This window comes from Flavobacterium succinicans LMG 10402 (genome assembly GCF_000611675.1).
Lineage (GTDB): Bacteria > Bacteroidota > Bacteroidia > Flavobacteriales > Flavobacteriaceae > Flavobacterium > Flavobacterium succinicans.
This window is the reverse complement of record NZ_JATV01000006.1, coordinates 115,631-136,973: the sequence shown is the minus strand read 5'-3', so window position 1 is coordinate 136,973 and position 21,343 is coordinate 115,631. Positions and strand designations below refer to the sequence as shown.

Genomic DNA, 21,343 nt, shown 5'->3' with positions numbered 1-21,343 from the left:
TTTAATTAAAAAATTTAGTTAAAGATGGCGATTATTATTACAGACGAATGCATTAACTGTGGGGCTTGTGAACCAGAATGTCCAAATACTGCAATTTATGAAGGTGCGGATGATTGGCGTTACAAAGACGGAACCAAGTTAAAAGGAAAGGTAATTTTACCCGATGGTACCGAAATTGATGCTGATGCGGCTCAAACTCCAATTTCTGATGAAGTGTATTACATTGTACCTGGTAAATGTACAGAGTGTAAAGGATTTCATGATGAGCCGCAATGTGCAGCTGTTTGTCCTGTTGATTGTTGTATTCCTGATGACAACCACGTCGAATCTGATGAAACATTATTGAACCGACAATCGTTTTTACATAACGAATAGCCTGTTTTTTGATACCCTATACAACCTGAGTTTACTCAGGTTTTTTTGTTTTATACAACCAAGTTCAGGTTTATTCACCTAGGTCTTAGATTAAAGGATTGGGATTTATTTTTGAATTTTAGTATTTTTATTACGTTTTTTTGTATATGTTTATGTTGTTGTAAAATGCTTTTTCGTAATTTTCTGAATATTAAAACTTTGTTTATGAAGAATGTATTATTTTTCTTTTTGTTTGCTAATTTGGTCGTGGCTCAAAAAGTTGAGAAAACGATACTTATTAAAGATATCGATACGCAGTTGACAATAGAAGAGGTTTCGGTTTTGGTGTTAAAAACCAAACAGATTTTGTTGAGTAATCAGCAGGGTGAGGTAAGCTTTATGATTACAGGAGGCTCGGCTTTAAAACTATCACATCCTTCGTATGAAGAATTGGTAGTAAAAGCGGCTGTATTGAAGCAAAATAATGCAGTTGTTTATTTGAAAAGCAGTCTTAACAAATTAGACGAATTAATTGTGACACGACAACACCCACAAAAAATTCTAAAAAGCTTAGTGTCTAATTCCATTAAGAGTCTAAATATTCCGGCTCGTTTGAAAGTTTATAGTCGTGAATTTTTTAAACACAACGGTGTCTATTCTTATTATACCGATGGATTGCTTAATTTTCAATTGGCTGCCAATCAAAAGAAAGTGAATGCTACTATTTTAGTCGAGCAAAATCGCTCTTTTGGTACTATTGATCAAGAGGTAAGTCCTGATTTGTTGGGTTACAACTTAAATAATATTATGGAAAATTATTATAGTTTTAAGTATTTGGCTCCTGTTTTAGATCCTAAATTTAAAGATAAGTATTACTTTTTGATTCGATCGTATTCTGAAAATGATGCGTATTATGTGTTAACTGCCACGCCACTTGATAATTCAAAGGAGGTTTTAGACGAGTATAGGGTGATTTATGACAATCAAAAGAAATTAATTATTGAAGTAAGTTCCAAAATATTTCAAGGTAACTTGGCTAATAACTTGATTCAAAGAAAAGGGACTAAAAATGTTTATAAATCTGATTTTAAAACTACCTACAGAGTTGAAGATACTAATTATTTTTTAGTGAGTTCCAAAGAAGAAATTGGTTTTGAAAAGCAGTATAAAAAAGGAATTAAAAACATCGAGGTTAAGAATTATTTGGTGACGACCAATTTTAGCAATCAGAATTATACCTACAGAGAACCACAAGTGTTTAAGGATAAAACCCTGATCAATAAAGGGAATAGTGTTTTGACAAATTACTGGGATTTTTCAGGCTTAGCGGCTACCGATGAGGAACAACGTATTATTGAGTTGATCAAATCCAACTAAGTTTTACTAAGGCTCCATCGATTCTTTGAGCAACTTATCGTGATTGTTTTTTTTGAGCCACGATCACAAAGGTGTCATAGGCATATGTTTTACGATCAATGACCTCTAAAATCTCAAAACCTTTGAGTTGTAAAAACAATTGCATTTCATTCAATGTGAATACTCTAACCGTAGAGAAATCCTCGGCTATGATTTCTTTTTGTTGGTTGTTTACAATGTAATACACTGCAGTCCATTCCATCAAAAAATTGTCAGCAGTTGTAATTTTCCAATTGCTTTCTCGATAATACTGCTTGTCTTCGTATTGGGCTTCGTGAAGTATTTTGGTATTCTTTTCTGTGTATGGAATGTATCTGTTGGCATCGATAAAATCAAATACAAATATACCGTTGTCACATAGGTTTTGTTGCACCGATTCAAAGCAATAATACACATCTTCGTTCGAAATTAAATAACTGGTAGATCGTCCAGTAATTATTATGGCTTGTACTGGGGTTTGTAAAACAAATTCTCGCATGTCCTCATGAATAAAACAGCTGTTTGGTGCTTTCTTTTGTGCAATTGCAATCATGTCTTCGCTAACGTCTAATCCAGTGTAATCCATCAAGTTGTTTGAGAAAAGTTGGGCTAAATTTCCTGTTCCGCTTCCTAATTCAAGAACCGATCGGCACTTGTTTTTTTGCAAAATTTCATTGTAAAATTCAAACTCTTGAGGATAATCAATGAAAGTTTGGTACATCGCGTCGTATATGCTGGCCATTTCATTTTTGTATAAATCACTCATATTGTATTTTTTAAGTGCAATAAATATAGTGATTTTTCAAAAGAAAAGGGCTGTCGAAATGACAACCCTTTGTTTTTTAATTTGTAAAAAAAATTAGAATTTATAGTTAAGTGATAAGTTTAACATGGTTCCTAATTGGCTAAAGTGATATCCATCATAAGTCATTTGAGAATAACGTCCGTTAAACGTAATCAAATTGAATTGTGCTTTGGTTTGCAATGGGTCGTTTAAAATAGCTTGACCCGCTGCATTTTCAGCTTTGAATTCCCATTCTGGTAAAACATTCAATAAGTTGTTCACGTTCAATGCTAGAGTTAGTTTGTCAGTAGCATTGAAATTAATTCCTAAATCGGTTACGATTTTTGGTATAAATTCTGTTCTCAAATCATTACTCATACCATCTTGCTTGAAAGTAGTTTTTCCAAAATAGGTGTTATTAAGCGAGAATCCAAATTTGCCAATTTCATAATTAGCACCTAGTATCCATTTAGTTTCTGGTCTTGAAGTAAAAGTCAATGCATCTAAAATAGGTCCAAAAGAGTTGTTTCTTACGTCAGAAATTCTTTCGTTTTGCAATGTAATATTTCCTGATAAATTAAATCCTAATTTTCCTGATCCAACTTCTAAATTGTTGTAATTAGCTACAAAGTCTAATCCAGAAGTTCTAGAATCGAATGAGTTGGAGAACCAAGCTACATTCGAAACTACACCATTAATGGTTTTGTCTTGTCTGTCTCCTAATACTATTCTGTCTTCTACTTTGATGTTGTAATAATCAATTGTGAAGTTGAAGTTTTTGGATGGTTTAGCTCCAATTCCTACCGTAATATTGGTGGAGTTTTCAGCTTTTAAAGAAGGTATTCCAAGAATGCGTGCTTGTGGTGAAACGTTATTTATAATTCCACTTACCTGAATACCTTGTCCAGCTACGAAAGAATATTGTGCTTTTTGGGTATAAATTTGGTGTAAAGTAGGGGCTCTAAATCCAGTAGATACAGATCCTCTTAAAGTGATTTTATCATCAAGAAATTTGTAGCGAGTACTTAATTTCCACACAGTAGCTCCACCAAAATCACTATATTCTTCGTGACGTAACGTTCCATTTAATAGAAAATCTTCAGTAACATCAAAAGCAATATCAGCATAGAAACCTAAATTATAACGATTCCATTTTCCAGAGTTTTCAGGTCTGTTTCCTGCAAAGGAGTCAGCGCCTAAGCCATCCCAAGAGGCTTTTTCTCCTTCGATCACTTCAAAAGTTTCTGTTCTAAATTCTGATCCAAAACCAATACTAACTTTGTCGGATAAGTTTTTAGAAATATCGATATTACCAACAACATGGTTGAATTTTGTTCCACCTGGTTTGAAAGTAATAGGAGAGTTCTCTTTATATACATTTTGGTTGTTACTATCTTTAATATCAGATCTGTTTTGAGAATTTTCTACAGTATAGATTTGACTGTTTCCACCTACAGTGATACTTCCGTCAGTATTCCATCCATTGGTTTGGTTTTTGAAACCTAGGGTAGCATTGTAATCGTTAAGATCTCCAACAAATGTAGGTACATAACCTTTATAAGACGGTTTTGCATCATTTCCGTTTCCGAAAAAATCATTTAGATATGGATTTGTTGGGTCTAATGTTCTCCAGTAAGGGGTTCTGTAGTTGGCAAAGGAGTTTACTTTCTTATACACATAAGCAGCGTTATAGTACAATTGTGTTTTATCACTTAAATCGCGACCTCCGTTTACTAAGAATTTTGCAGCAAGTGTTTCTGGTGACCCGTTAATGTTTCCAGCATCTGGATATTTTGCTAAAAAAGCTTGAACGTCAGATAAGTCAGCACCAAAGTCACTTGCTTCGCCAGCGGCATCAACTGTACCTGGACGATTGGCTAATTTTACTTTTGAGAAATCTAAAGTATAGTTTAAAAAACCTTTTTCACCAACAGTAGTTCCGTTATTGATGCTAATGCCTAACATTTCTCCATCTCCCTCTGTGGTGATACCACTTCTAAGAGTAGCGGATCCAGAGTTGTTGTTTTTCTTTAAAATGATATTCATAACCCCTGCAATCGCATCCGATCCGTATTGAGCAGAGGCTCCGTCACGTAAAATTTCTACTCTCTCGATAGCGTCAGTCGGAATAGCTGAGATATCAGCACCAGTTTCACCACGTCCTGGCGATGTTTGCACATACACCAATGAACTTAGGTTTTTACGTTTACCATTAATTAAAATTAAAGTTCTACTCGGTCCCATGTTTCTTATTTCATATGGATCTAATAAGGATGTTGCATCGTTTACCGGCGTTTGTACTGTATTAAAAGAAGGAATTTTGTACTGCAATGCTTTGTCAAAAGTTGCTTGTCCTGTTGAAACTAAATCTTTTGATGAAAGTACATCAATTGGTAAAGCAGTTGTAGTATTACTTCTAGGCGCTGTTCTTGTACCTGTTACCACAACTTCTTCAAGATTTTGAGAACCTTCTTCTGTTAGGGTTACGTTAAGTACAATTCCTGCAGTTGATTTAGTTACTGTTGTGTAGCCAATATAGCTAAATACCAAAAAGGAGTCTTCGTTAATCCTTATTTTGTATTTCCCATCCATGTCGGTGGAGGTACCGTTAGAAGTCCCTTTTTCGATGATATTTACACCGGGTAACGGGTTGCCTTGGTTGTCTTTTACCATACCAGTTACTTCTTTTTGTGCTACCATGACAAAGGAGCATAAAAGAAAAAATAATAAGCTTAGTTTTTTCATAAAATGGTTGTTTTTTGGTTATTGAATAAGTTAATATGATGTTAAATATAGCTTAATTTTAACAAAATACATCTTGATTGTTTATTTTTTTTTAAAATGGTCATTTAAATTAAATTTAGAATGTTTTCAACTAGGATATTTTAAATCATATATTTGCAAACTTTTAAATGTAATAGTAAAATGAGGATTGTTAATTGATTCTCGGAAAAATAAAAACTATGAAAGCAGGAATTGTAGGCTTACCTAATGTTGGAAAATCCACATTGTTCAATTGTTTGTCAAATGCCAAAGCGCAAAGTGCAAACTTCCCATTTTGTACTATCGAACCTAATATAGGTGTAGTAAATGTACCCGATCCTAGAATTGAAAAATTAGAAGAGTTGGTAAAGCCAGAACGTGTGCAAATGGCAACAGTTGATATTGTTGATATTGCAGGTTTGGTAAAAGGAGCTAGTAAGGGCGAGGGGTTAGGAAATCAGTTTTTAGGAAACATTAGAGAGTGTAACGCTATTATTCATGTTTTACGTTGTTTTGATAACGATAATATTGTGCATGTTGACGGTAACGTCAACCCAATTCGAGATAAAGAAACTATCGATATCGAATTACAATTAAAAGATTTAGAGAATGTTGAAAAACGTTTGGAAAAAGTAAATCGTGCGGCAAAAACGGGAAACAAAGAGGCGCAAACTGAGAAAGCTTTATTGGATCGAATTAGAGAGGCGCTTTTACAAGCCAAATCGGCTAGAACTATTTTTCCTCAAAGTAATGAAGAAGAAGTTTTGATGGAAAGTTTTCAATTGATTACAGCAAAGCCTGTTTTGTATGTTTGTAATGTTGACGAAAATTCTGCGGTAAATGGAAATGCATATGTTGACCAAGTACGTGAATTGGTAAAAGATGAAGAGGCAGAGGTAATCGTACTTTCAGTAGGAGCAGAGGCAGATATTACGGAGCTAGAAAGCTACGAAGAGCGCCAAGTTTTTCTTGAAGATATGGGCTTGAAGGAGCCTGGTGCTTCAGTATTAATTCGTGCAGCCTACAAATTATTAAAACAGCAAACTTATTTTACAGCCGGTGTAAAAGAAGTGCGCGCTTGGACCATTAACATCGGAGCTACTGCGCCTCAAGCAGCTGGTGTTATTCATACCGATTTTGAAAAAGGATTTATTCGTGCCGAAGTAATTTCTTATGAAGATTTTGTACAGTACGGATCAGAAGCCAAATGTAAGGAAGCTGGAAAATTTAAAGTAGAAGGAAAAGAATACATCGTTAAAGATGGAGATGTAATGCATTTTAGATTTAACGTATAATTTTTTTAACACAAAACGAAAGCCTGTAATTGAGTTTACAGGCTTTTTTTGTGGAATGATTTATCATTAACGGATAGTTTTATCCAATTTAAGGATAAAAACTAACAATTTGTTGGGAAAGAGATACCAAGTAAAGGTTGTAAATTTGTGAAAACATAAAAATTTTTACATTATGAAACTAAATACTATAGGATTGCCAATCGAAGAAACGGATAAAATTGTACTTGAATTAAATGTTTTATTGTCTAATTTTCAAGTGTACTATCAAAGTTTAAGAGGAATGCATTGGAACATTCGCGGGAAACGTTTTTTTGATTTGCATGTGAAATTTGAAGAATTGTATAACGACTCTCAAATTAAAATTGATTTAATTGCAGAACGTGTCTTGACCCTTGGTGGAACGCCTTTGCATACTTTTGAAGATTATATCAAGCACAACAAAATCGAAATTGGTAAAAATATTTCAAACGATGAAAAAGCCATTCAGTTAATTGTGGAATCATTAGCCGCATTATTAACTATCGAAAGACAAATTTTAGCAAATGCTTCAGAAATTAATGATGAAGGGACGAGTTCTATGATGAGTGACTTTATTGTAGAACAAGAAAAAACGATTTGGATGATGCAAGCTTGGTTAGCTTAAACTCATCCCGATAGTACTCATAAAAAAAAAACGAAACGTACGGTTTCGTTTTTTTTATATTAGTCTTCATTGAGATTTTCATTAAAGGATGAAGGCAATAATGTGGGGATAAATTTTATTAAAATAGGTAAGAGTAAACTTCCTCCAGGTAATAAAAATATAGTAAGCGAAGGAATAGTTTTGCAAATATCAAGGACTTGTTTTCTTACTTTTTTCTTTTCTTTCTCGTCCAAATCTCTTCGGGTAGAGTGAGCCAACAAGACCATTAACTCTTTACTCTCCATGATTTCTTTAACCAGTCTATTTTTGTTTCGAGTGACTAAATTCACAACACTTTCGGTAGTTTGATCGTAAAAGTGTTTTACAGGATTGGAATAATTAAAATACGGAATCTCTTTTTTATGATTGCTGATAAAATCGTTAGTGTGGTGAATAGATGCTTCCACAAATTCATCAGTTTCGCTCAAGATACTACCTAAAGTATACAAGAAATAGGCTTCTTCTTTTTCTATAATACCATCACTCCATAAGGCCATTCCAGTGACATCAATCAAGTATTTTCGCTCTAATTCATGACTAAAATAGTCTAATTCTAACGATTCTAAGGTAACTACTGCATTTTTAGAAAATTTAGAATAACGAACGGAAGCTTCAAAAAGTTTGATCAGTAAATCATCATAATTACTTTTATTACTTTTTATTTTTAAAGCTAAAGCAACAATATTGACTACGGTTTCTTCGATTCGTTTTAAATATTTTTCTGGAATTTCTCCGTGTTGCAAAAAGCGACAAAACGCCAAAACATCAATAAATAAAAGGGCATTAGTTACCAGATGAGAGAAATTTTTATTGATTATTCCATCATTGGTTTGTACTCTTTCGTTAATATAATTTTCAAGTGTAAGCGATCGGCTACTTTTGGGTAATATTTTTTTAAACAAATTGAACCCAGAAGGATTCATTTGGTTGTAAAAATCAAGTGTTTTAGCAATAAAAGCTTCAGGAGCGGTCTGTTTTTCAAATAAACAATAAGCGCCATAAAGTGTATTTAACAACGCAATTTTTGAAATTTCTTCTTTGAACCATCTTTTTGATTCGATCGGATTTATGGTATTAAAAGCAATAATATGACCATAAATAAAACCTGTATCTCTGGTTTTTAGATAAAAAGAGGCCTTGCTTTCTTGGGAAAGCACTTCAGAAAAGGGTTGTTCAATGAAGTATTTGTCTATCCAACCTGGAGCTGAAGGGTTAATCATTGTTGTAATTTAAAAATGCAAAACTAGGGTATTTAATAATTACCAAAGATAAGTCTAAGTTAAACTTTTGTCATCGCTAGCTGAAGCTTGTTTTTTGTTTTTGACAGAATGCTGCAAGAAACAGTGATTTTTATTTTCTGGACTAAGTAAAATATTAAAAATAAGCATGTTATGTGTTGAATGTATTTAAATTTATAGAGGTCAATATTTAGTTTCATATCTTTGAAGTCAACAAAAAAGCTTTTTTATGGATATTTTTAAAGGACAAAACCTCATAGAGTTTGCTGAACGCTTCAAAACAGATGAGAATTGCAAAGAATATTTGTCTGTTTTGAAATGGGAAAATGGGTATACTTGTCGAAAATGCGGTCATAAAAAAAGTCAAATCCGTAAGGATTTTTCAAGAACATGTAACATATGTAGTGATACAGAATCCAGTACTGCAAATACCTTATTTCACAAAGTAAAATTTGGTTTACGAAAAGCATTTTTCATTTGTTTTGAAATGGTAACCACCACAAAAAGTCTTTCGGCAATGCAGATAAGTGTGCGCTATAGTGTTCAGGAAAGTACGGCCCGATTATTTATGCATAAAGTAAGAGAAGCTATGAAATCCAGTGGTAATAATCCCATTGATGGGATTGTTCATGTAGATGAATTTGTGGTTGGAGGATATGAAGAATCTAAACAAGGAAGAAGTTACGATAGTAAAAAGAAAAAGTCCGTTTGTGCAGTAGAATTAACCCCTGAGGGGAAAGTGAAACGATTTTATGCTTTAAAAATAAACGATTTTTCGGCAAAATCACTCAGAAAGATATTCGAGAATCACATCGGTAAAGAAGCAAAAATAACCACTGACAATTGGAAAGGGTATAGACCGATTGCAAAGGATTATAATATCACACAAATCCCGAGTGAATCAGGCAAAAACTTCAAAGCTTTACACACGATGATACATCAAATTAAAACTTGGATAAGGACAACATATTCATGGGTTAGTGAAGGAAACATTGAGCGCTATTTTAATGAGTTCTGTTATAGAATAAATCGTTCACAAAACAAAGACACAATATTCAATAATCTAATCAAAAGAATGGTCAAATCTGACAATATTACACATAAGCAAATTATATGTAATTAAATATTGACCTCTATAAATTTAAAAGAAAGCTAAAGTTAATAATTTATAATTTGTAGGTTATTTTTATCTCATTATAATCTTAAAAGATAAAAGATTGAGTAAAGAGCAACCACTTTTAATAGGTTAGTTGCTCTAACTAGAATTCATATGTTTTGAGTTAAGAATTAAATGCTATTTCGGCAGCTTCCCAATTGACTACATTCCAAAACGAAGCAATGTAATCGGCTCTTCGGTTTTGATTTTTAAGATAATAGGCGTGTTCCCAAACATCTAAAGCCAAAACTGGTTTTCCTTTTGAAATAATAGTTGGTAAATTCATCAACGGATTGTCTTGATTTGGGGTCGAAGTGATTACTAATTTTCCATCTGAAATCACCAGCCACGCCCATCCGGAACCGAATCGTTTTGCCGCCGCCTCAGAAAATTGTTTTTTGAAGTTGTCAAACGAACCAAAAGTTTGGTTGATGCTTTCGGCTAATTTGCCTTTTGGACTGCCGCCACCATTAGGTTTCATTAAATTCCAAAACAAGCTATGATTATAATGTCCACCGGCATTATTACGAATAACTTCTGGGAAAAGTTTCATGTTTTCAAAAATCGAATTCAAATTCTGGGCTTTGTCCTGTAGATTTTTGTCTAGACTTTGTACTCCTTTGTTCAGATTGGTAATATACGCTTGATGGTGTTTGGAATGATGAATTTCCATCGTCAATTTATCAATATGCGGTTCTAAAGCATCATAGGAATAAGGAAGTTTTGGAAGTGTAAAAATGTCTTCTGCTTGCAAAAAATCATCTTCGTTTTGTACCTGGGAAACCGAATTAGAAGCCAATAGGGAATGTAGGACAGAACTTCCCATAAAAATTCCGGTAGATAGTAAACCTGTCTTTTTTAGAAATTCTCTGCGGTTATTATTGTTTTTCATAGCTCAATGTTTTTTTGATGAATTATAGAAAAAAATTATTTGGTTTTTTCACCGACAAAGTTATGCGATGGTGACTTGAACAGCACGTTAAAAGTAGTTAAAGTGCCATAGATACGGGTTAAATATTGTTGCAACTCAATTTTTTCTAATTCTTCTATTTTGCTTGAGTTGATCTTTTGTTCCATGACTCTAAGTCGATCTCTAACCATTATTATTTTATGGAAAAAAGTATCTATTGGAATTTCTTTTGAGGCTAAACTAGGTTGGCCAGGTTCTAAAATAATTTTACCGCCTTTCCATTTATCGGCCAAAGGAACAATTTCTGAGACATCGGACCATTTTTTCAAAATTGTTTTTAACGTATTTTCAATTTCGTATAAACTAATAGTGTCCACTTCATTTTCCGCGGCTTCTATAACATGGAACGTTTCGTCCAATGCAATAGTTTCTAATCCAGAATCTATGAAAGTAACCCAATATTGCGTTGAGGTAACATTGGTTACTACGCCTTTACCGTGTTTTTCATGTTCTATTCGTGATCCAATTCCTAATATTTTCATTTTTTCGAGGTTGTTTTTTTTCTTAATTAAATATTAAACTTTTTAAAATAGCATTCTTTCGAAACGATTTTGGTATGGTTTTAGTAAATTTACATTTCAACAATAAATAAATACATAATGAAAAATTTTTCTCTAGTAACAGCATTAATTTTTATGACATTCACTTCTTGTACTACCACCAAAAATACAACAAATTCTGCTAATTCATTGCAAGGCGAATGGGTATTGACATTTATAAGCGGACCAAGAATTGCATTTCAGGGCTTGTATCCTGATGCCAAACCTACGATCAACTTTGACCTAGCGGGTAAAAAAGTTTTCGGAAATAATAGTTGTAATAATTACACTGGTGCGCTACAAGCTGAAGGTAATAAAATTTCGTTTAAAGACAGTAAAATGGCCGTGACTATGATGGCTTGTCAAGGAAATGGGGATTCGGTTTACATGAATATGCTTGAGAAAATAGCGACTTATACCTTATCAGAAGACGGTAAGGTACTTACTTTTGAAGGTGAAGGCGTGGCTTTGATGCGTTTTGAGAAAAAATAATTTTGTTATCATTTAAAAATACATATTTCAGTATTGATATTTGATCCTATAGCAACATAGAATTGTAATTTTTTATAGGTTTTGGATAAAAGTAAATCCATTTTCTGTATTAGTTTTTTATAATTCTATGTTGTTTTTTGTTACGCCAAATTCCTCTTTTTTCAGGGTTATTCACTTTTGAAATGGTGATAATGCTGCTGTGGATTCTTATAATTTTACTAACTCTATAATTTACAATTTATGAATACATTATTGAAAAAACACGTTGTCTTATTGTTGTTATTGGTTACAGGATTTTCTTATGCTCAAGAAAAAACAAAAAAAGAACTGAAAAATGATCAAAAGATAGCACAGCAAAAAAAGATTGAAAGTTTATTAGCTACTCAAAAATTTCAATTTGTGGCTAATAGGGCTTTTCCCATGGGATATAGAAGTATTGATTTGACCACTAATCCTAATTTTATTTCTTTTTCTCCAGAAATGATTGTAAGTGAAATGCCTTTTTTTGGACGAGCCACAGGTAGTCTTCCTTATGGAGGCGGAGAGGGTGGTTTGAAATTTGAGGGTGTTCCGGATATTTACACCATTGAAAAAACTAAAAAAGGACATGAATTGAAGGCGAACGTAAAGGGGAAAAATGATAGTTATAAAATCCTATTGACCATTTTTAATGACGGAGGAGGTTCTTTAGTGATTACTAGTAACAATAGGGCAAGTATAAGCTACACCGGCTTAGTGAGTGAGAAAAAATAATTAAAACGACTAGCTAAAAGGAAAGCATTTCTTTTCGTGTTTTTATGGAGTGGATTTGTGATAAAAAGTATCATATTAAGATCCTGCTTGATTTATATATTAGGTATTACTAATGAAAGTCTGTTTTTTTTTCTTAAATTTATAAAGTAGATACTATGGATTCAAGACGGATCTTAGTAGTGGTGTTTAAACGTAAAATTCAAATCCCATGAAATATAGTGTGTTGTTTTTTTTCGCAACTGGATTCTTGTTGTTCTCATGTAAACAACAAGAGCAACAAGTGTCCCAAAATGATTCAGTAACCGAATTGAATGCTATTGATGGAGTTTCTTCCTCAAAAATAATACCCAAAGGAGATACTTCGCAAAACGCTTTGGATTGGAATGGCGTTTATAAAGGTGTACTTCCATGTGCCAATTGTGAAGGTATTGAAACAGAGTTATCGTTGTTGCTTAATGGTACTTTTGTTTTAAAAACGAAGTATTTAGGTAAGGGTTCTGGGGAAATAAATGAAATTAAAGGAGCATTTTCTTGGGATGAATCGGGTTCTATAGTGGTTCTATCAGGTTTGGATTATAGTCCTAATCAATATAAGGTTGGAGAAAATCAATTGTTTCAGTTGGATAGACAAGGTGAGGTAGTTAAAGGTGATTTAGCTTCCTTGTATATTCTTAAGAAAGTAGAGTGATAATGTTTTATTTTGTTCAAAAAAAACTCAAAATCAAGTATTGATTCTGAGTTTTTTTATGCTTTACGATTTAATATCGAAAAATCGGAGATCTATAAAGTGATTGCTAAATCATAGCCATATAGATGTTCGTCTCTAACAAATCCCATTTTGTGATATAGATTTTGAGCGGCAAAATTATTTTTTGCGGTTCTTAATCTTATGACAGGAGCGCCTATTTTTTTTGCTAAATCTTTGGTCTCTTCAATAAGTTTTTTAGCGGTGCCGTTTTTTCTTAAAGAGGTATCCACAAATAAATCATTAAGAATCACGATTTTGTTGAGCAACAAAGATGAAAATGTGATGTAATTCAATACAAATCCAATAGGATTGTTTTGTTCGTCGAAAGCCATGTATACTATAGCTTCGTTATTTTCTAATCGTTCTTTCAAATAGTTCTTATGGCGTTCTATATCAGATTTTTTTTTGTAAAAAACCAAATATTGATCAAACATCAGGGCTAAGGAATCAAGATCATTGAGGGTAGCTTTTCGGATCATAACTATTTGTTTTAAAGTTGGTTGAGACTAAAGTTACATTTTTTTTTAAAACTTTCAAAATATAGCTTGTTATATCCAAAAAACAACAACTTACAAAGACCACTTTGTGAGCGTCTTAAAAATTCAATTGATATACTTCATCCAAATCTTTATTACAATTAATATTCACCTTTAAATCGGTTATATAGCCAGAGTTTAATCCGTATACCCAACCATGTAAAGAGAGCGCTTGATTGCTTTTCCATGCAGATTGCACTATTGAGGTTTTGGCCAAGTCAAACACTTGTTCTTTGATGTTCAACTCCACAAATTTATTAAATCGATCGTCAGTGTTTTGAATGTCGTCTAATTCATCTTTATGATGTCTGTAAACATCTTTAATATGACGAATCCAATTGTCGATTAATCCAATTGAATTGTTTTCCATAGCGGCTTTAATACCTCCACAACCATAATGACCACATACAATTATATGTTTTACTTTTAAAACATTAACTGCATAATCCAATACACTTAGCATATTCATGTCGGTATGAATGACCATATTGGCAATGTTTCTGTGTACAAAAACTTCTCCTGGTTTTGCGCCAATAATTTCATTTGCGGGTACTCGACTGTCAGAGCAACCAATCCATAACAAAGGAGGGTTTTGGCCTTGTGCTAAATCTTTAAAGCAATTAGGGTCTAAAGCCAAAGAATCTTCTACCCATTTTTTGTTTTTTTCTATTATGTTTTTATAAAATTCGCTCATATTCTTTAAAAATTAATATATGTTTTTGTTCAAAAAGGAGTAAAGCTTTAAAGTTGATATTCTTTTCTAAAATTAATTAATTCAACTGTAATATTACGATTTTTAGATTGTATGTTTTGGAACTCTTTAAGAATGTCTAATACATCATGCGTAATGTAAACAGTATCAACGGCATTAATAATTACTTTGGTATTTTCTGGAATCTCGTTTAAAGTTGACTTGATTTCAGCTTTGTTTAAAAAAGAAACTTCTTCGGCCAAATCAATATGGGTGACTTCGTTATTGTCTTTTCTTAATGTAAAAGCTTTTTTGAGATTTCCTTTTAAGATAAAAAAGATACTGATCACGATTCCTAGCGCTACTCCTTTTAATAAATCCATAAACACTACAGCCAGTAAGGTGGCTATAAACGGAATGAATTGATATTTGCCTTTCAGCCAAAAATGCTTTATGACCGATGGATTAGCTAATTTGTAACCGATAAGTAATAAAATTGAAGCTAGGGTGGCTAGTGGGATTTTATTTAACAACCAAGGAATGGTAATTGCGCAAACCAATAAAAGGAGGCCATGAAATATGGTAGATAGTTTAGTTTGAGCACCAGCGTTATTATTGGCAGAGGTTCTAACAATTACCGAAGTCATGGGTAGTCCTCCTAAAAGGGATGAAACTATATTACCTGTACCTTGTGCTATTAATTCGATATTTGTATTAGTGTTTCTTTTTTGAAAATCAATTCTATCAGCAGCTTCAATACATAATAAGGTTTCTATAGAAGCCACTATTGCAATGGTAATGGCAACACTCCAAACTTTTGGATTGGTAATGCTTGAAAAATTTGGAGAGGTAAAAATAGATTTTAGTTCATCTATAGATTCAGGAATTGGAAGTGTAACTAATTGATCTTTTGAAATGGCTAAAGAACTTTTAGTGTAAACAAAAAAGTAATTTATTAAAATACCAATAATGACAACTACTAGAGCGCTTGGTATAAGTTTTATTTTTTTTAAGAAAGGTATTTTATCCCATGATAATAGTAGGGCAACGGATATAATTGTAATAAGTAAGGATCCATAATGAATTGAGCTTAGCAGTTCAGACGGAGAGGAGGTGTTATTTAAACCGGAGTTGATGCCCAATGCGTAGGGTAATTGTTTAAAGAAAATAATCACTCCTATACCAGCAAGCATTCCTTCGATTACGTTACTAGGGATGTAATTTGAAAGACTTCCAGCTTTTATAAAACCTAAGATAAGTTGAAAAATTCCAGCCAAAAAAACAGCTAGTAAAAATATGTTGAATGCCCCTAAGTCTGTAATAGCAGTTAAGACTATAGCGGTAAGACCAGCAGCGGGACCTGATACACTAATATGTGATTGGCTGATCATTCCTACAATGATTCCTCCTACAATTCCTGATATAATTCCTGAAAATAATGGTGCCCCAGAGGCAAGAGCGATACCTAAACATAAAGGTAAGGCGACTAAAAAGACAACTAGTCCTGAGGACAAGTCTGCAGTTATGTTGGAAAATAAATTTGTTTTTTTAAGCATTTTGTAAAATTATAAATTGGTATTAGTGTAGTTTTTAAAAGTAGATTAAGGATGGTTTAAATGTGTTTCAAAAAAGAAAAAAGAGAATTTGATTTCTTAGGAATGAATGGTTTTTGTGAATTTTATTTTCTATTAAGCAATTCATTACTACATAGGTTTTTTTGAAAAGGTGACATGTTGATATTTTTTTTAATGTAATAAAATAAAAAATAAAAATTAAGGAAGCTTACTTTTTGTTTTGATTACTTGGAAAGTAAAATTAAACAAATAAATAAGAAAATAGAAGTCGGTTTTGGCTTTTGAGAATTCTTTATTTTTTTACACAATCACATTGTTTGAATTTTTTGTGTATTGTTGAGAATAGGTTCTTTAATTATTAAAAACAGTGCTAAATGTTGTGTTGGGTATTTTTATTTTTTAGTAGCTATTGTGTGATTTTTAATGTGGGTTGTTTTTTAAATTTTAATATTTTGAACGATAATGACGTTTTTTGATAGGGGTGTATGTGTATTTTTGTGTTTTTTTTGTTGAAACACCCTTTATGTTATTTTTGTTATAAGGCTATTAAAATATTGAATTAATATTATTTTAATCTAATATTTTAGATTTCGTAATTCTTCAATGAAAAAGTAAAATACTCTTTTTTAGATGTAAGTTCTTAGAAAAAAAGGTAATAAATTCGTCCAATAAAAAAAGGAAAAAAGCTTACAAAGTTCTTTTTTTAAGTTCGATTTTTAGCTAAAGTCATATCGCATACCAAAAAACAATAACCAAATAATTGAAATTTTAACCAAAATTAAATGCACATGAAAAAAGCCACCTTTATTTTTGCTTTATTGCTCTCTTCTAATTTTATTATAGCACAAGAGGGAGAAACTAAAACCACTCCAACCACTATTTTTGCAGGTTCAGCAGATGCTTATTATAAATATGATTTTGCTAATGATCCAGCCAATAATAAAACCAGTTTTACAAATTCAAGTAATTCTTTTGAGTTAGGAATGGCTTCTATTGAGGCGTCTCATAAATTTGGTAAAGCATCTGTTTTTGTGGACTTAGGTTTCGGAAAAAGAGCAGCAGATTTTTCTTATAATGACACATCTCCAAATGATAATGCTACATTTTTGATAAAACAATTGAATTTTACCTATGAATTCTCAGATAAGTTTAAAATAATTGCGGGTAGTTTTGCAACTCATATAGGGTATGAATTAGTTGATGCTGTAGATAATAAGAATTACAGCATGTCATACGCTTTTACCAATGGCCCTTTCTTTAATACTGGGGTAAAAGCACAATATACTGCGGGTAAATTCGGAATTATGGCTGGTGTGACTAATCCTACCGATTTTAAAACGGCTTTGGATAGCGGAACAGATCAAAAAACTTATATTGGTCAAATTTCTTATACAGGAGATACTGGTGCAGTTTATTTAAATTTCACTTCAGGTAGTAATAACCCCTCTTCAGAAACTAATGCCACTCAATTTGATATTGTAGCTACCAAAAAATTGAATGATAAATTTTCCTTAGGATTTAATGGTACTTATGCTTCATTGAAAGACGATTCAGATAGTGCGTTGGATGCTAATTGGTTTGCATTAATAGGATATGCTAATTATTTCTTTACAGATAAAGTGAGCTTGGCTTACAGAGTAGAGTATTTTGATGATAAAGATGCTGCTAAATATTTGCTTGTTGATAACAATGTTTTTTCAAATACCTTATCGTTGAACTTCAAAGAAGGTAATTTTACTTTCATACCAGAAATTCGATTTGATTCTGCTTCAAAAGATATGTTTTTCAAAAGTAATGGTAATGCTACAAGTTCAGCAGGGAATATTCTGTTCGGTACCACGTATTCTTTTTAATAACACAAACTATTTTTTTTTCTGCCATGGCACTTTATCTAAAAGTGTTGTGGCAGTTTTTTTTATTAATCGCACTACTTGTTTTGATAAAATTCAAAATCAAGTAGTGCTTTTAAGAATTGTTTTAGGTAGTGAAATGTTTTTTTCTAAACCAAAAAGCAAGATTAACCAGTGCTATCAAAGCTGGTACTTCTACCAATGGTCCAATTACACCTGCAAATGCTTGTCCGCTATTGATGCCAAAAACACCGATACTTACTGCAATGGCTAGCTCAAAATTGTTTCCCGTGGCCGTAAACGCAATAGCAGTTGCTTTTGAATAATCTGCGCCAAAATATTTTCCTAGAAAAAAACTAATGATGAACATGATGCTAAAGTAAATAATTAACGGAATAGCTATTCGTACTACATCCATTGGGATTTGAATGATTAATTCGCCTTTTAGACTAAACATGATTACGATGGTAAAAAGTAATGCGATCAATGTCATTGGCGATATTAGTGGGATGTATTTGTTGTTAAACCATTCTTTTCCTTTACACGCAATCAAGCCATATCGGCTTATAACGCCTAATGCAAAAGGGATTCCCAAATAGATACCCACACTTTCTGCGATTGCCTTTATACTAATGTCTACTTCAAAACCAGTATATCCAAAATAGGGAGGTAGAATGGTAATGAATATATAAGCATAGACACTATACAGAAGTACTTGGAAGATACTGTTTAGGGCAATCAAGCCTGCGGCGTATTCTCGGTTTCCATCAGCTAAGTCATTCCATACAACAACCATGGCGATACATCTGGCTAATCCAATCAAGATTACACCAATCATGTATTCAGGATAACCATTTAGAAAAAAAAGTGCTAAGAAAAACATTAAAATAGGTCCAATGATCCAGTTTAAAAACAAGGAAGTGCCGAGTACTTTAGTGTTTTGAAACACTTGTCCTATTTTACCATAATCTACTTTTGCCAATGGCGGGTACATCATTACGATTAACCCGATGGCTAAGGGAACGTTAGTGGTTCCCTTGGAAAAAGAGTTGATGAAATCGGCACTATTGGGTAAGAAATAACCAATGCTGACTCCAATTGCCATGGCGAGGAAAATCCAAAGCGTTAAATTTTTATCTAGAAAACTTAATTTTTTTCGTTCTGCTGCTGGGCTGCAATTTGTTGCTGACATTATGTGTTATTTTTTAATTTTACTGAATACATACATGAAGTCGGTTGCGATTTGTAGGCTTCGCTCCTCGTATTTTTGAGTTTGTAACGGGGTATTGTCAAAAGCTTTTGGGTCTTCAAACATGATTGGGATACGTTTTTCTGCTCCTGCAATAAAAGGGCAACCTTCGTCTGCGCTTGAACAAGTAAGTACCGCGGCAAAATCTTTATTAGGATTAAAAGCGTCATCATACGTTTTGGAAAACCCGATGATTGGATGGTCTTGTGTGTTGTATTTTATAGTATAAATTGGATTCTTTCCTTCTGCAATGGTTTTGATTTGAAAACCAGTGTTTTCCAATGTTTCAGCTATCTTTGGGAATAAAGCGGTTGCTTCGGTACCGCCAGAATAGCATGCAACATTAGGGATGTTGTAAAATGATGCAGCGGTTTGTGCCCAAATTTGAGAAAGATGACTTCTTCTGGAATTGTGCGTACAAATGAAATTGATACGAACCGCAGATGTAGTATTAACTTTTTCTTGAATGTAGTCAATAAGTGGTTGTAATGTTGCTTTTCTTTCTTCAGTTATGGAATTAAAATTTAAATCATTGATGGTACTGGTGATTTTTGTAAACATAATATCTAATGTGTGGTTTATGATTTTTTTAGTTTTAGCAACAACCTCCTCCAGGAATACAAGTGTTGTTGGTGTTTCCAAGATTGATTAAAGCTTTCTTTTGTTTTGTTTCAGGTATACCGCAATTGTCTTTTGCTAAGCAATCTGTTTGTTTGTTGACTAGTAAAAAGTGACTTCCATTGAAATCGAGATTGTATTTGCCAATCGTCTCGTTTTGATATTCTACCTCAATTTCGTAATCTTCTATGGCTAATGCCTTTTCTGCTAGTTCAATGATCGCTAATAATTTCGTTGGTTTTAATCGGTGGTCGGTATCATTCGCGTTCCATAATTGGAAATTTACTACTTGCTCAACTCTTATCGTACCACCACAATCGATAAATTTTTTGGTAACAATACCGACTTCTGTTACGTGAAAATGAATAGGAATCATTTGGCCGTTGGGTAAGCTAAAATTGACATCTTCTAGTTTTTGTAGATTTTCTTTTACTTCGGATACTTTCATAATGATTAATTTTTAAAGTTTAGCAACAAGTTGATACGGTTGTACAGTCGACATCTTCTGTTTTGGTTGATATCAGATTACAAAACGCTTTTATTTTTTCAAAGCCATTCTCATTAATACAGTAGCATATTGAGTTTCCTTCAATGGTCCCTTTGATGAGTCCAGCGTTTTTTAATTCTTTTAAATGTTGTGAAATGGTGGGTTGTGCAAGAGGTAATTCAAGGACGAGATCGCCACAGATACAAGATTTTGATTGTAAAATGAATTCTAAAATAGCAATTCTTGCAGGGTGGCCAATGGCTTTAGCTACCATAGCTAGTTCGTTTTGAGTTGCTGAAAATTGGTCTGACTTGGAGATTCCCATATTTTTGTTTTTGTATATTGCAATATTACGATAATATATTTATTATTTTGATTTTTTATAAAAAAAATGCCATCTGATAATGATGGCATTTTGAATGTGAAGGAAATTTTTATTTACTATTGAGCGACCAGTTGTAAGCGCGAGTCATTACTTTATAGGTAGTCTCAATTTTTTTCTCTAAAAAGATATTGATAAAGTCTATTTCATTAAAATATCCTGTAACAAAATCGCCTTTATATGTTTCAAACATTTTAGGCAATTCGATTGAGTTGGTGTTTTTAAAAATTCTATAGAAGTCTTTGTCGTTAATATACAACCTAGCTCGTTGTTTGATTTGATCGTTTACTTTTTCTGGAGTGTAGGCTTCATTCAAAAGTGGAGCATCTCCATTAGTCCCTTTGCATAAAACGAAATGTACACCAGCATCAGCAATAACTTCTCTTAGTATGGTGTTTTCAATGTCATTGAGTGTTAATTCTTGCTTAGCAACAATAAAAGTTCTTTCATCAAAAAAACCAGGTACTGCATTTACTGCTACTATAGGGAATTTTTCAACCACCGATTTTATCACTAATAAATTGTAGGTGTTAATCCAAAATGCTTTGGCTTCTTCTTTGGTTTTGAAGTCTGTTTTGAGTTTTGAAATATTGTCTAAAATATAAATCAATTCACCGGGGCTTTTTTTCAATTGTGCGTAGCCTATTTTTCCAGTTTCGGAGACATTTTTCTTTAAAAATTCGTTGGTTTGTTCAAAGAAATCATTTAAAGTTTGTGCCTGAGTGAATGAACTAGCGACACAAAACAAAATGAGAAGTAATTTTTTTTTCATAAAAGGGTATTTACT

The 21,343-nt window shown here is 32.7% G+C and carries 22 protein-coding genes; 9 read left to right on the top strand and 13 right to left on the bottom strand.

Annotation, left to right across the window (positions count from 1 at the left end):
* Positions 1–24 precede the first annotated feature (24 nt).
* Together AO58_RS0107115 and AO58_RS0107110 are read left to right on the top strand one after the other, a co-directional pair.
* On the top strand, positions 25–375 hold the full coding sequence (locus tag AO58_RS0107115) for a 4Fe-4S dicluster domain-containing protein (protein ID WP_024981047.1): 351 nt from the start codon (positions 25–27) through the stop codon (positions 373–375).
* Positions 376–579: 204 nt separating this feature from the next.
* The gene (locus tag AO58_RS0107110) at positions 580–1,731 is read left to right on the top strand and encodes a hypothetical protein (RefSeq protein WP_024981046.1); all 1,152 of its coding nucleotides are present in this window, start codon (positions 580–582) and stop codon (positions 1,729–1,731) included.
* Between the two features lie 34 nt (positions 1,732–1,765).
* Here AO58_RS0107110 and AO58_RS0107105 read toward each other — a convergent pair whose 3' ends face one another.
* Both AO58_RS0107105 and AO58_RS0107100 read right to left on the bottom strand, forming a co-directional pair.
* Positions 1,766–2,515 carry a class I SAM-dependent DNA methyltransferase gene (locus tag AO58_RS0107105; protein WP_024981045.1) on the bottom strand — a complete coding sequence of 250 codons (750 nt, stop codon included), beginning with the start codon at positions 2,513–2,515 and terminating at the stop codon, positions 1,766–1,768.
* A 93-nt stretch (positions 2,516–2,608) separates the two neighbouring features.
* Positions 2,609–5,278 carry a TonB-dependent receptor gene (locus AO58_RS0107100; RefSeq protein WP_024981044.1) on the bottom strand — a complete coding sequence of 890 codons (2,670 nt, stop codon included), beginning with the start codon at positions 5,276–5,278 and terminating at the stop codon, positions 2,609–2,611.
* A 218-nt stretch (positions 5,279–5,496) separates the two neighbouring features.
* Here AO58_RS0107100 and ychF point away from each other — a divergent pair, with 218 nt between their 5' ends.
* Positions 5,497–6,591, top strand: coding sequence for a redox-regulated ATPase YchF (ychF, locus tag AO58_RS0107095; protein WP_024981043.1), 1,095 nt, complete (start codon positions 5,497–5,499; stop codon positions 6,589–6,591).
* 172 nt (positions 6,592–6,763) lie between these two features.
* On the top strand, positions 6,764–7,234 hold the full coding sequence (locus AO58_RS0107090; protein WP_024981042.1) for a Dps family protein: 471 nt from the start codon (positions 6,764–6,766) through the stop codon (positions 7,232–7,234).
* 59 nt (positions 7,235–7,293) lie between these two features.
* Here the strand turns inward: AO58_RS0107090 and AO58_RS0107085 are convergent, their stop codons facing one another.
* Positions 7,294–8,493 (bottom strand): LETM1-related biofilm-associated protein, encoded by a 1,200-nt coding sequence (locus AO58_RS0107085; protein ID WP_024981041.1) that lies wholly within the window; start codon positions 8,491–8,493, stop codon positions 7,294–7,296.
* A gap of 247 nt (positions 8,494–8,740) precedes the next feature.
* Between AO58_RS0107085 and AO58_RS0107075 the strand changes: the two genes are divergently transcribed.
* Positions 8,741–9,634 carry an IS1595-like element ISFsu1 family transposase gene (locus tag AO58_RS0107075; RefSeq protein ID WP_024981040.1) on the top strand — a complete coding sequence of 298 codons (894 nt, stop codon included), beginning with the start codon at positions 8,741–8,743 and terminating at the stop codon, positions 9,632–9,634.
* Between the two features lie 157 nt (positions 9,635–9,791).
* Here the strand turns inward: AO58_RS0107075 and AO58_RS17015 are convergent, their stop codons facing one another.
* Positions 9,792–10,559 (bottom strand): superoxide dismutase, encoded by a 768-nt coding sequence (locus tag AO58_RS17015; RefSeq protein WP_024981039.1) that lies wholly within the window; start codon positions 10,557–10,559, stop codon positions 9,792–9,794.
* Positions 10,560–10,594: 35 nt separating this feature from the next.
* Positions 10,595–11,119 (bottom strand): DUF8685 domain-containing protein, encoded by a 525-nt coding sequence (locus AO58_RS0107065; protein ID WP_024981038.1) that lies wholly within the window; start codon positions 11,117–11,119, stop codon positions 10,595–10,597.
* A 117-nt stretch (positions 11,120–11,236) separates the two neighbouring features.
* On the opposite strand from AO58_RS0107065, the gene AO58_RS0107060 reads away from it, so the two are divergent.
* The 3 genes from AO58_RS0107060 to AO58_RS0107050 all read left to right on the top strand — a co-directional run bounded on the left by AO58_RS0107060 (position 11,237) and on the right by AO58_RS0107050 (position 13,109).
* On the top strand, positions 11,237–11,668 hold the full coding sequence (locus AO58_RS0107060) for an META domain-containing protein (RefSeq protein WP_024981037.1): 432 nt from the start codon (positions 11,237–11,239) through the stop codon (positions 11,666–11,668).
* 240 nt (positions 11,669–11,908) lie between these two features.
* Entirely contained in the window at positions 11,909–12,421 is a 513-nt protein-coding gene (locus AO58_RS0107055) for a DUF4251 domain-containing protein (protein ID WP_024981036.1), read from the top strand.
* A 208-nt stretch (positions 12,422–12,629) separates the two neighbouring features.
* A complete protein-coding gene (locus AO58_RS0107050) occupies positions 12,630–13,109 on the top strand; it encodes a copper resistance protein NlpE (RefSeq protein ID WP_024981035.1) in 480 nt (159 codons plus the stop codon).
* Positions 13,110–13,201: 92 nt separating this feature from the next.
* On the opposite strand, the gene AO58_RS0107045 is transcribed toward AO58_RS0107050, so the two are convergent.
* The 3 genes from AO58_RS0107045 to AO58_RS17010 form a co-directional block, all read right to left on the bottom strand.
* The gene (locus AO58_RS0107045) at positions 13,202–13,648 is read right to left on the bottom strand and encodes a GNAT family N-acetyltransferase (protein WP_024981034.1); all 447 of its coding nucleotides are present in this window, start codon (positions 13,646–13,648) and stop codon (positions 13,202–13,204) included.
* Between the two features lie 115 nt (positions 13,649–13,763).
* Entirely contained in the window at positions 13,764–14,399 is a 636-nt protein-coding gene (can, locus tag AO58_RS0107040; RefSeq protein ID WP_024981033.1) for a carbonate dehydratase, read from the bottom strand.
* Between the two features lie 47 nt (positions 14,400–14,446).
* The gene (locus tag AO58_RS17010; RefSeq protein ID WP_035717471.1) at positions 14,447–15,952 is read right to left on the bottom strand and encodes a SulP family inorganic anion transporter; all 1,506 of its coding nucleotides are present in this window, start codon (positions 15,950–15,952) and stop codon (positions 14,447–14,449) included.
* Between the two features lie 806 nt (positions 15,953–16,758).
* On the opposite strand from AO58_RS17010, the gene AO58_RS0107030 reads away from it, so the two are divergent.
* Positions 16,759–17,823: an outer membrane beta-barrel protein gene (locus AO58_RS0107030; protein ID WP_024981032.1), complete on the top strand. Its 1,065-nt coding sequence runs from the start codon at positions 16,759–16,761 to the stop codon at positions 17,821–17,823.
* 124 nt (positions 17,824–17,947) lie between these two features.
* On the opposite strand, the gene arsB is transcribed toward AO58_RS0107030, so the two are convergent.
* The 5 genes from arsB to AO58_RS0107005 form a co-directional block, all read right to left on the bottom strand.
* A complete protein-coding gene (gene arsB / locus AO58_RS0107025) occupies positions 17,948–19,012 on the bottom strand; it encodes an ACR3 family arsenite efflux transporter (RefSeq protein WP_024981031.1) in 1,065 nt (354 codons plus the stop codon).
* A 6-nt stretch (positions 19,013–19,018) separates the two neighbouring features.
* The gene (locus AO58_RS0107020) at positions 19,019–19,630 is read right to left on the bottom strand and encodes an arsenate-mycothiol transferase ArsC (protein WP_170852020.1); all 612 of its coding nucleotides are present in this window, start codon (positions 19,628–19,630) and stop codon (positions 19,019–19,021) included.
* A 34-nt stretch (positions 19,631–19,664) separates the two neighbouring features.
* Entirely contained in the window at positions 19,665–20,135 is a 471-nt protein-coding gene (locus tag AO58_RS0107015; protein WP_024981029.1) for a DUF6428 family protein, read from the bottom strand.
* A gap of 19 nt (positions 20,136–20,154) precedes the next feature.
* Positions 20,155–20,499, bottom strand: coding sequence for an ArsR/SmtB family transcription factor (locus AO58_RS0107010; protein ID WP_024981028.1), 345 nt, complete (start codon positions 20,497–20,499; stop codon positions 20,155–20,157).
* Positions 20,500–20,608: 109 nt separating this feature from the next.
* Positions 20,609–21,328, bottom strand: coding sequence for a DUF547 domain-containing protein (locus tag AO58_RS0107005; protein ID WP_024981027.1), 720 nt, complete (start codon positions 21,326–21,328; stop codon positions 20,609–20,611).
* Positions 21,329–21,343 lie beyond the last annotated feature (15 nt).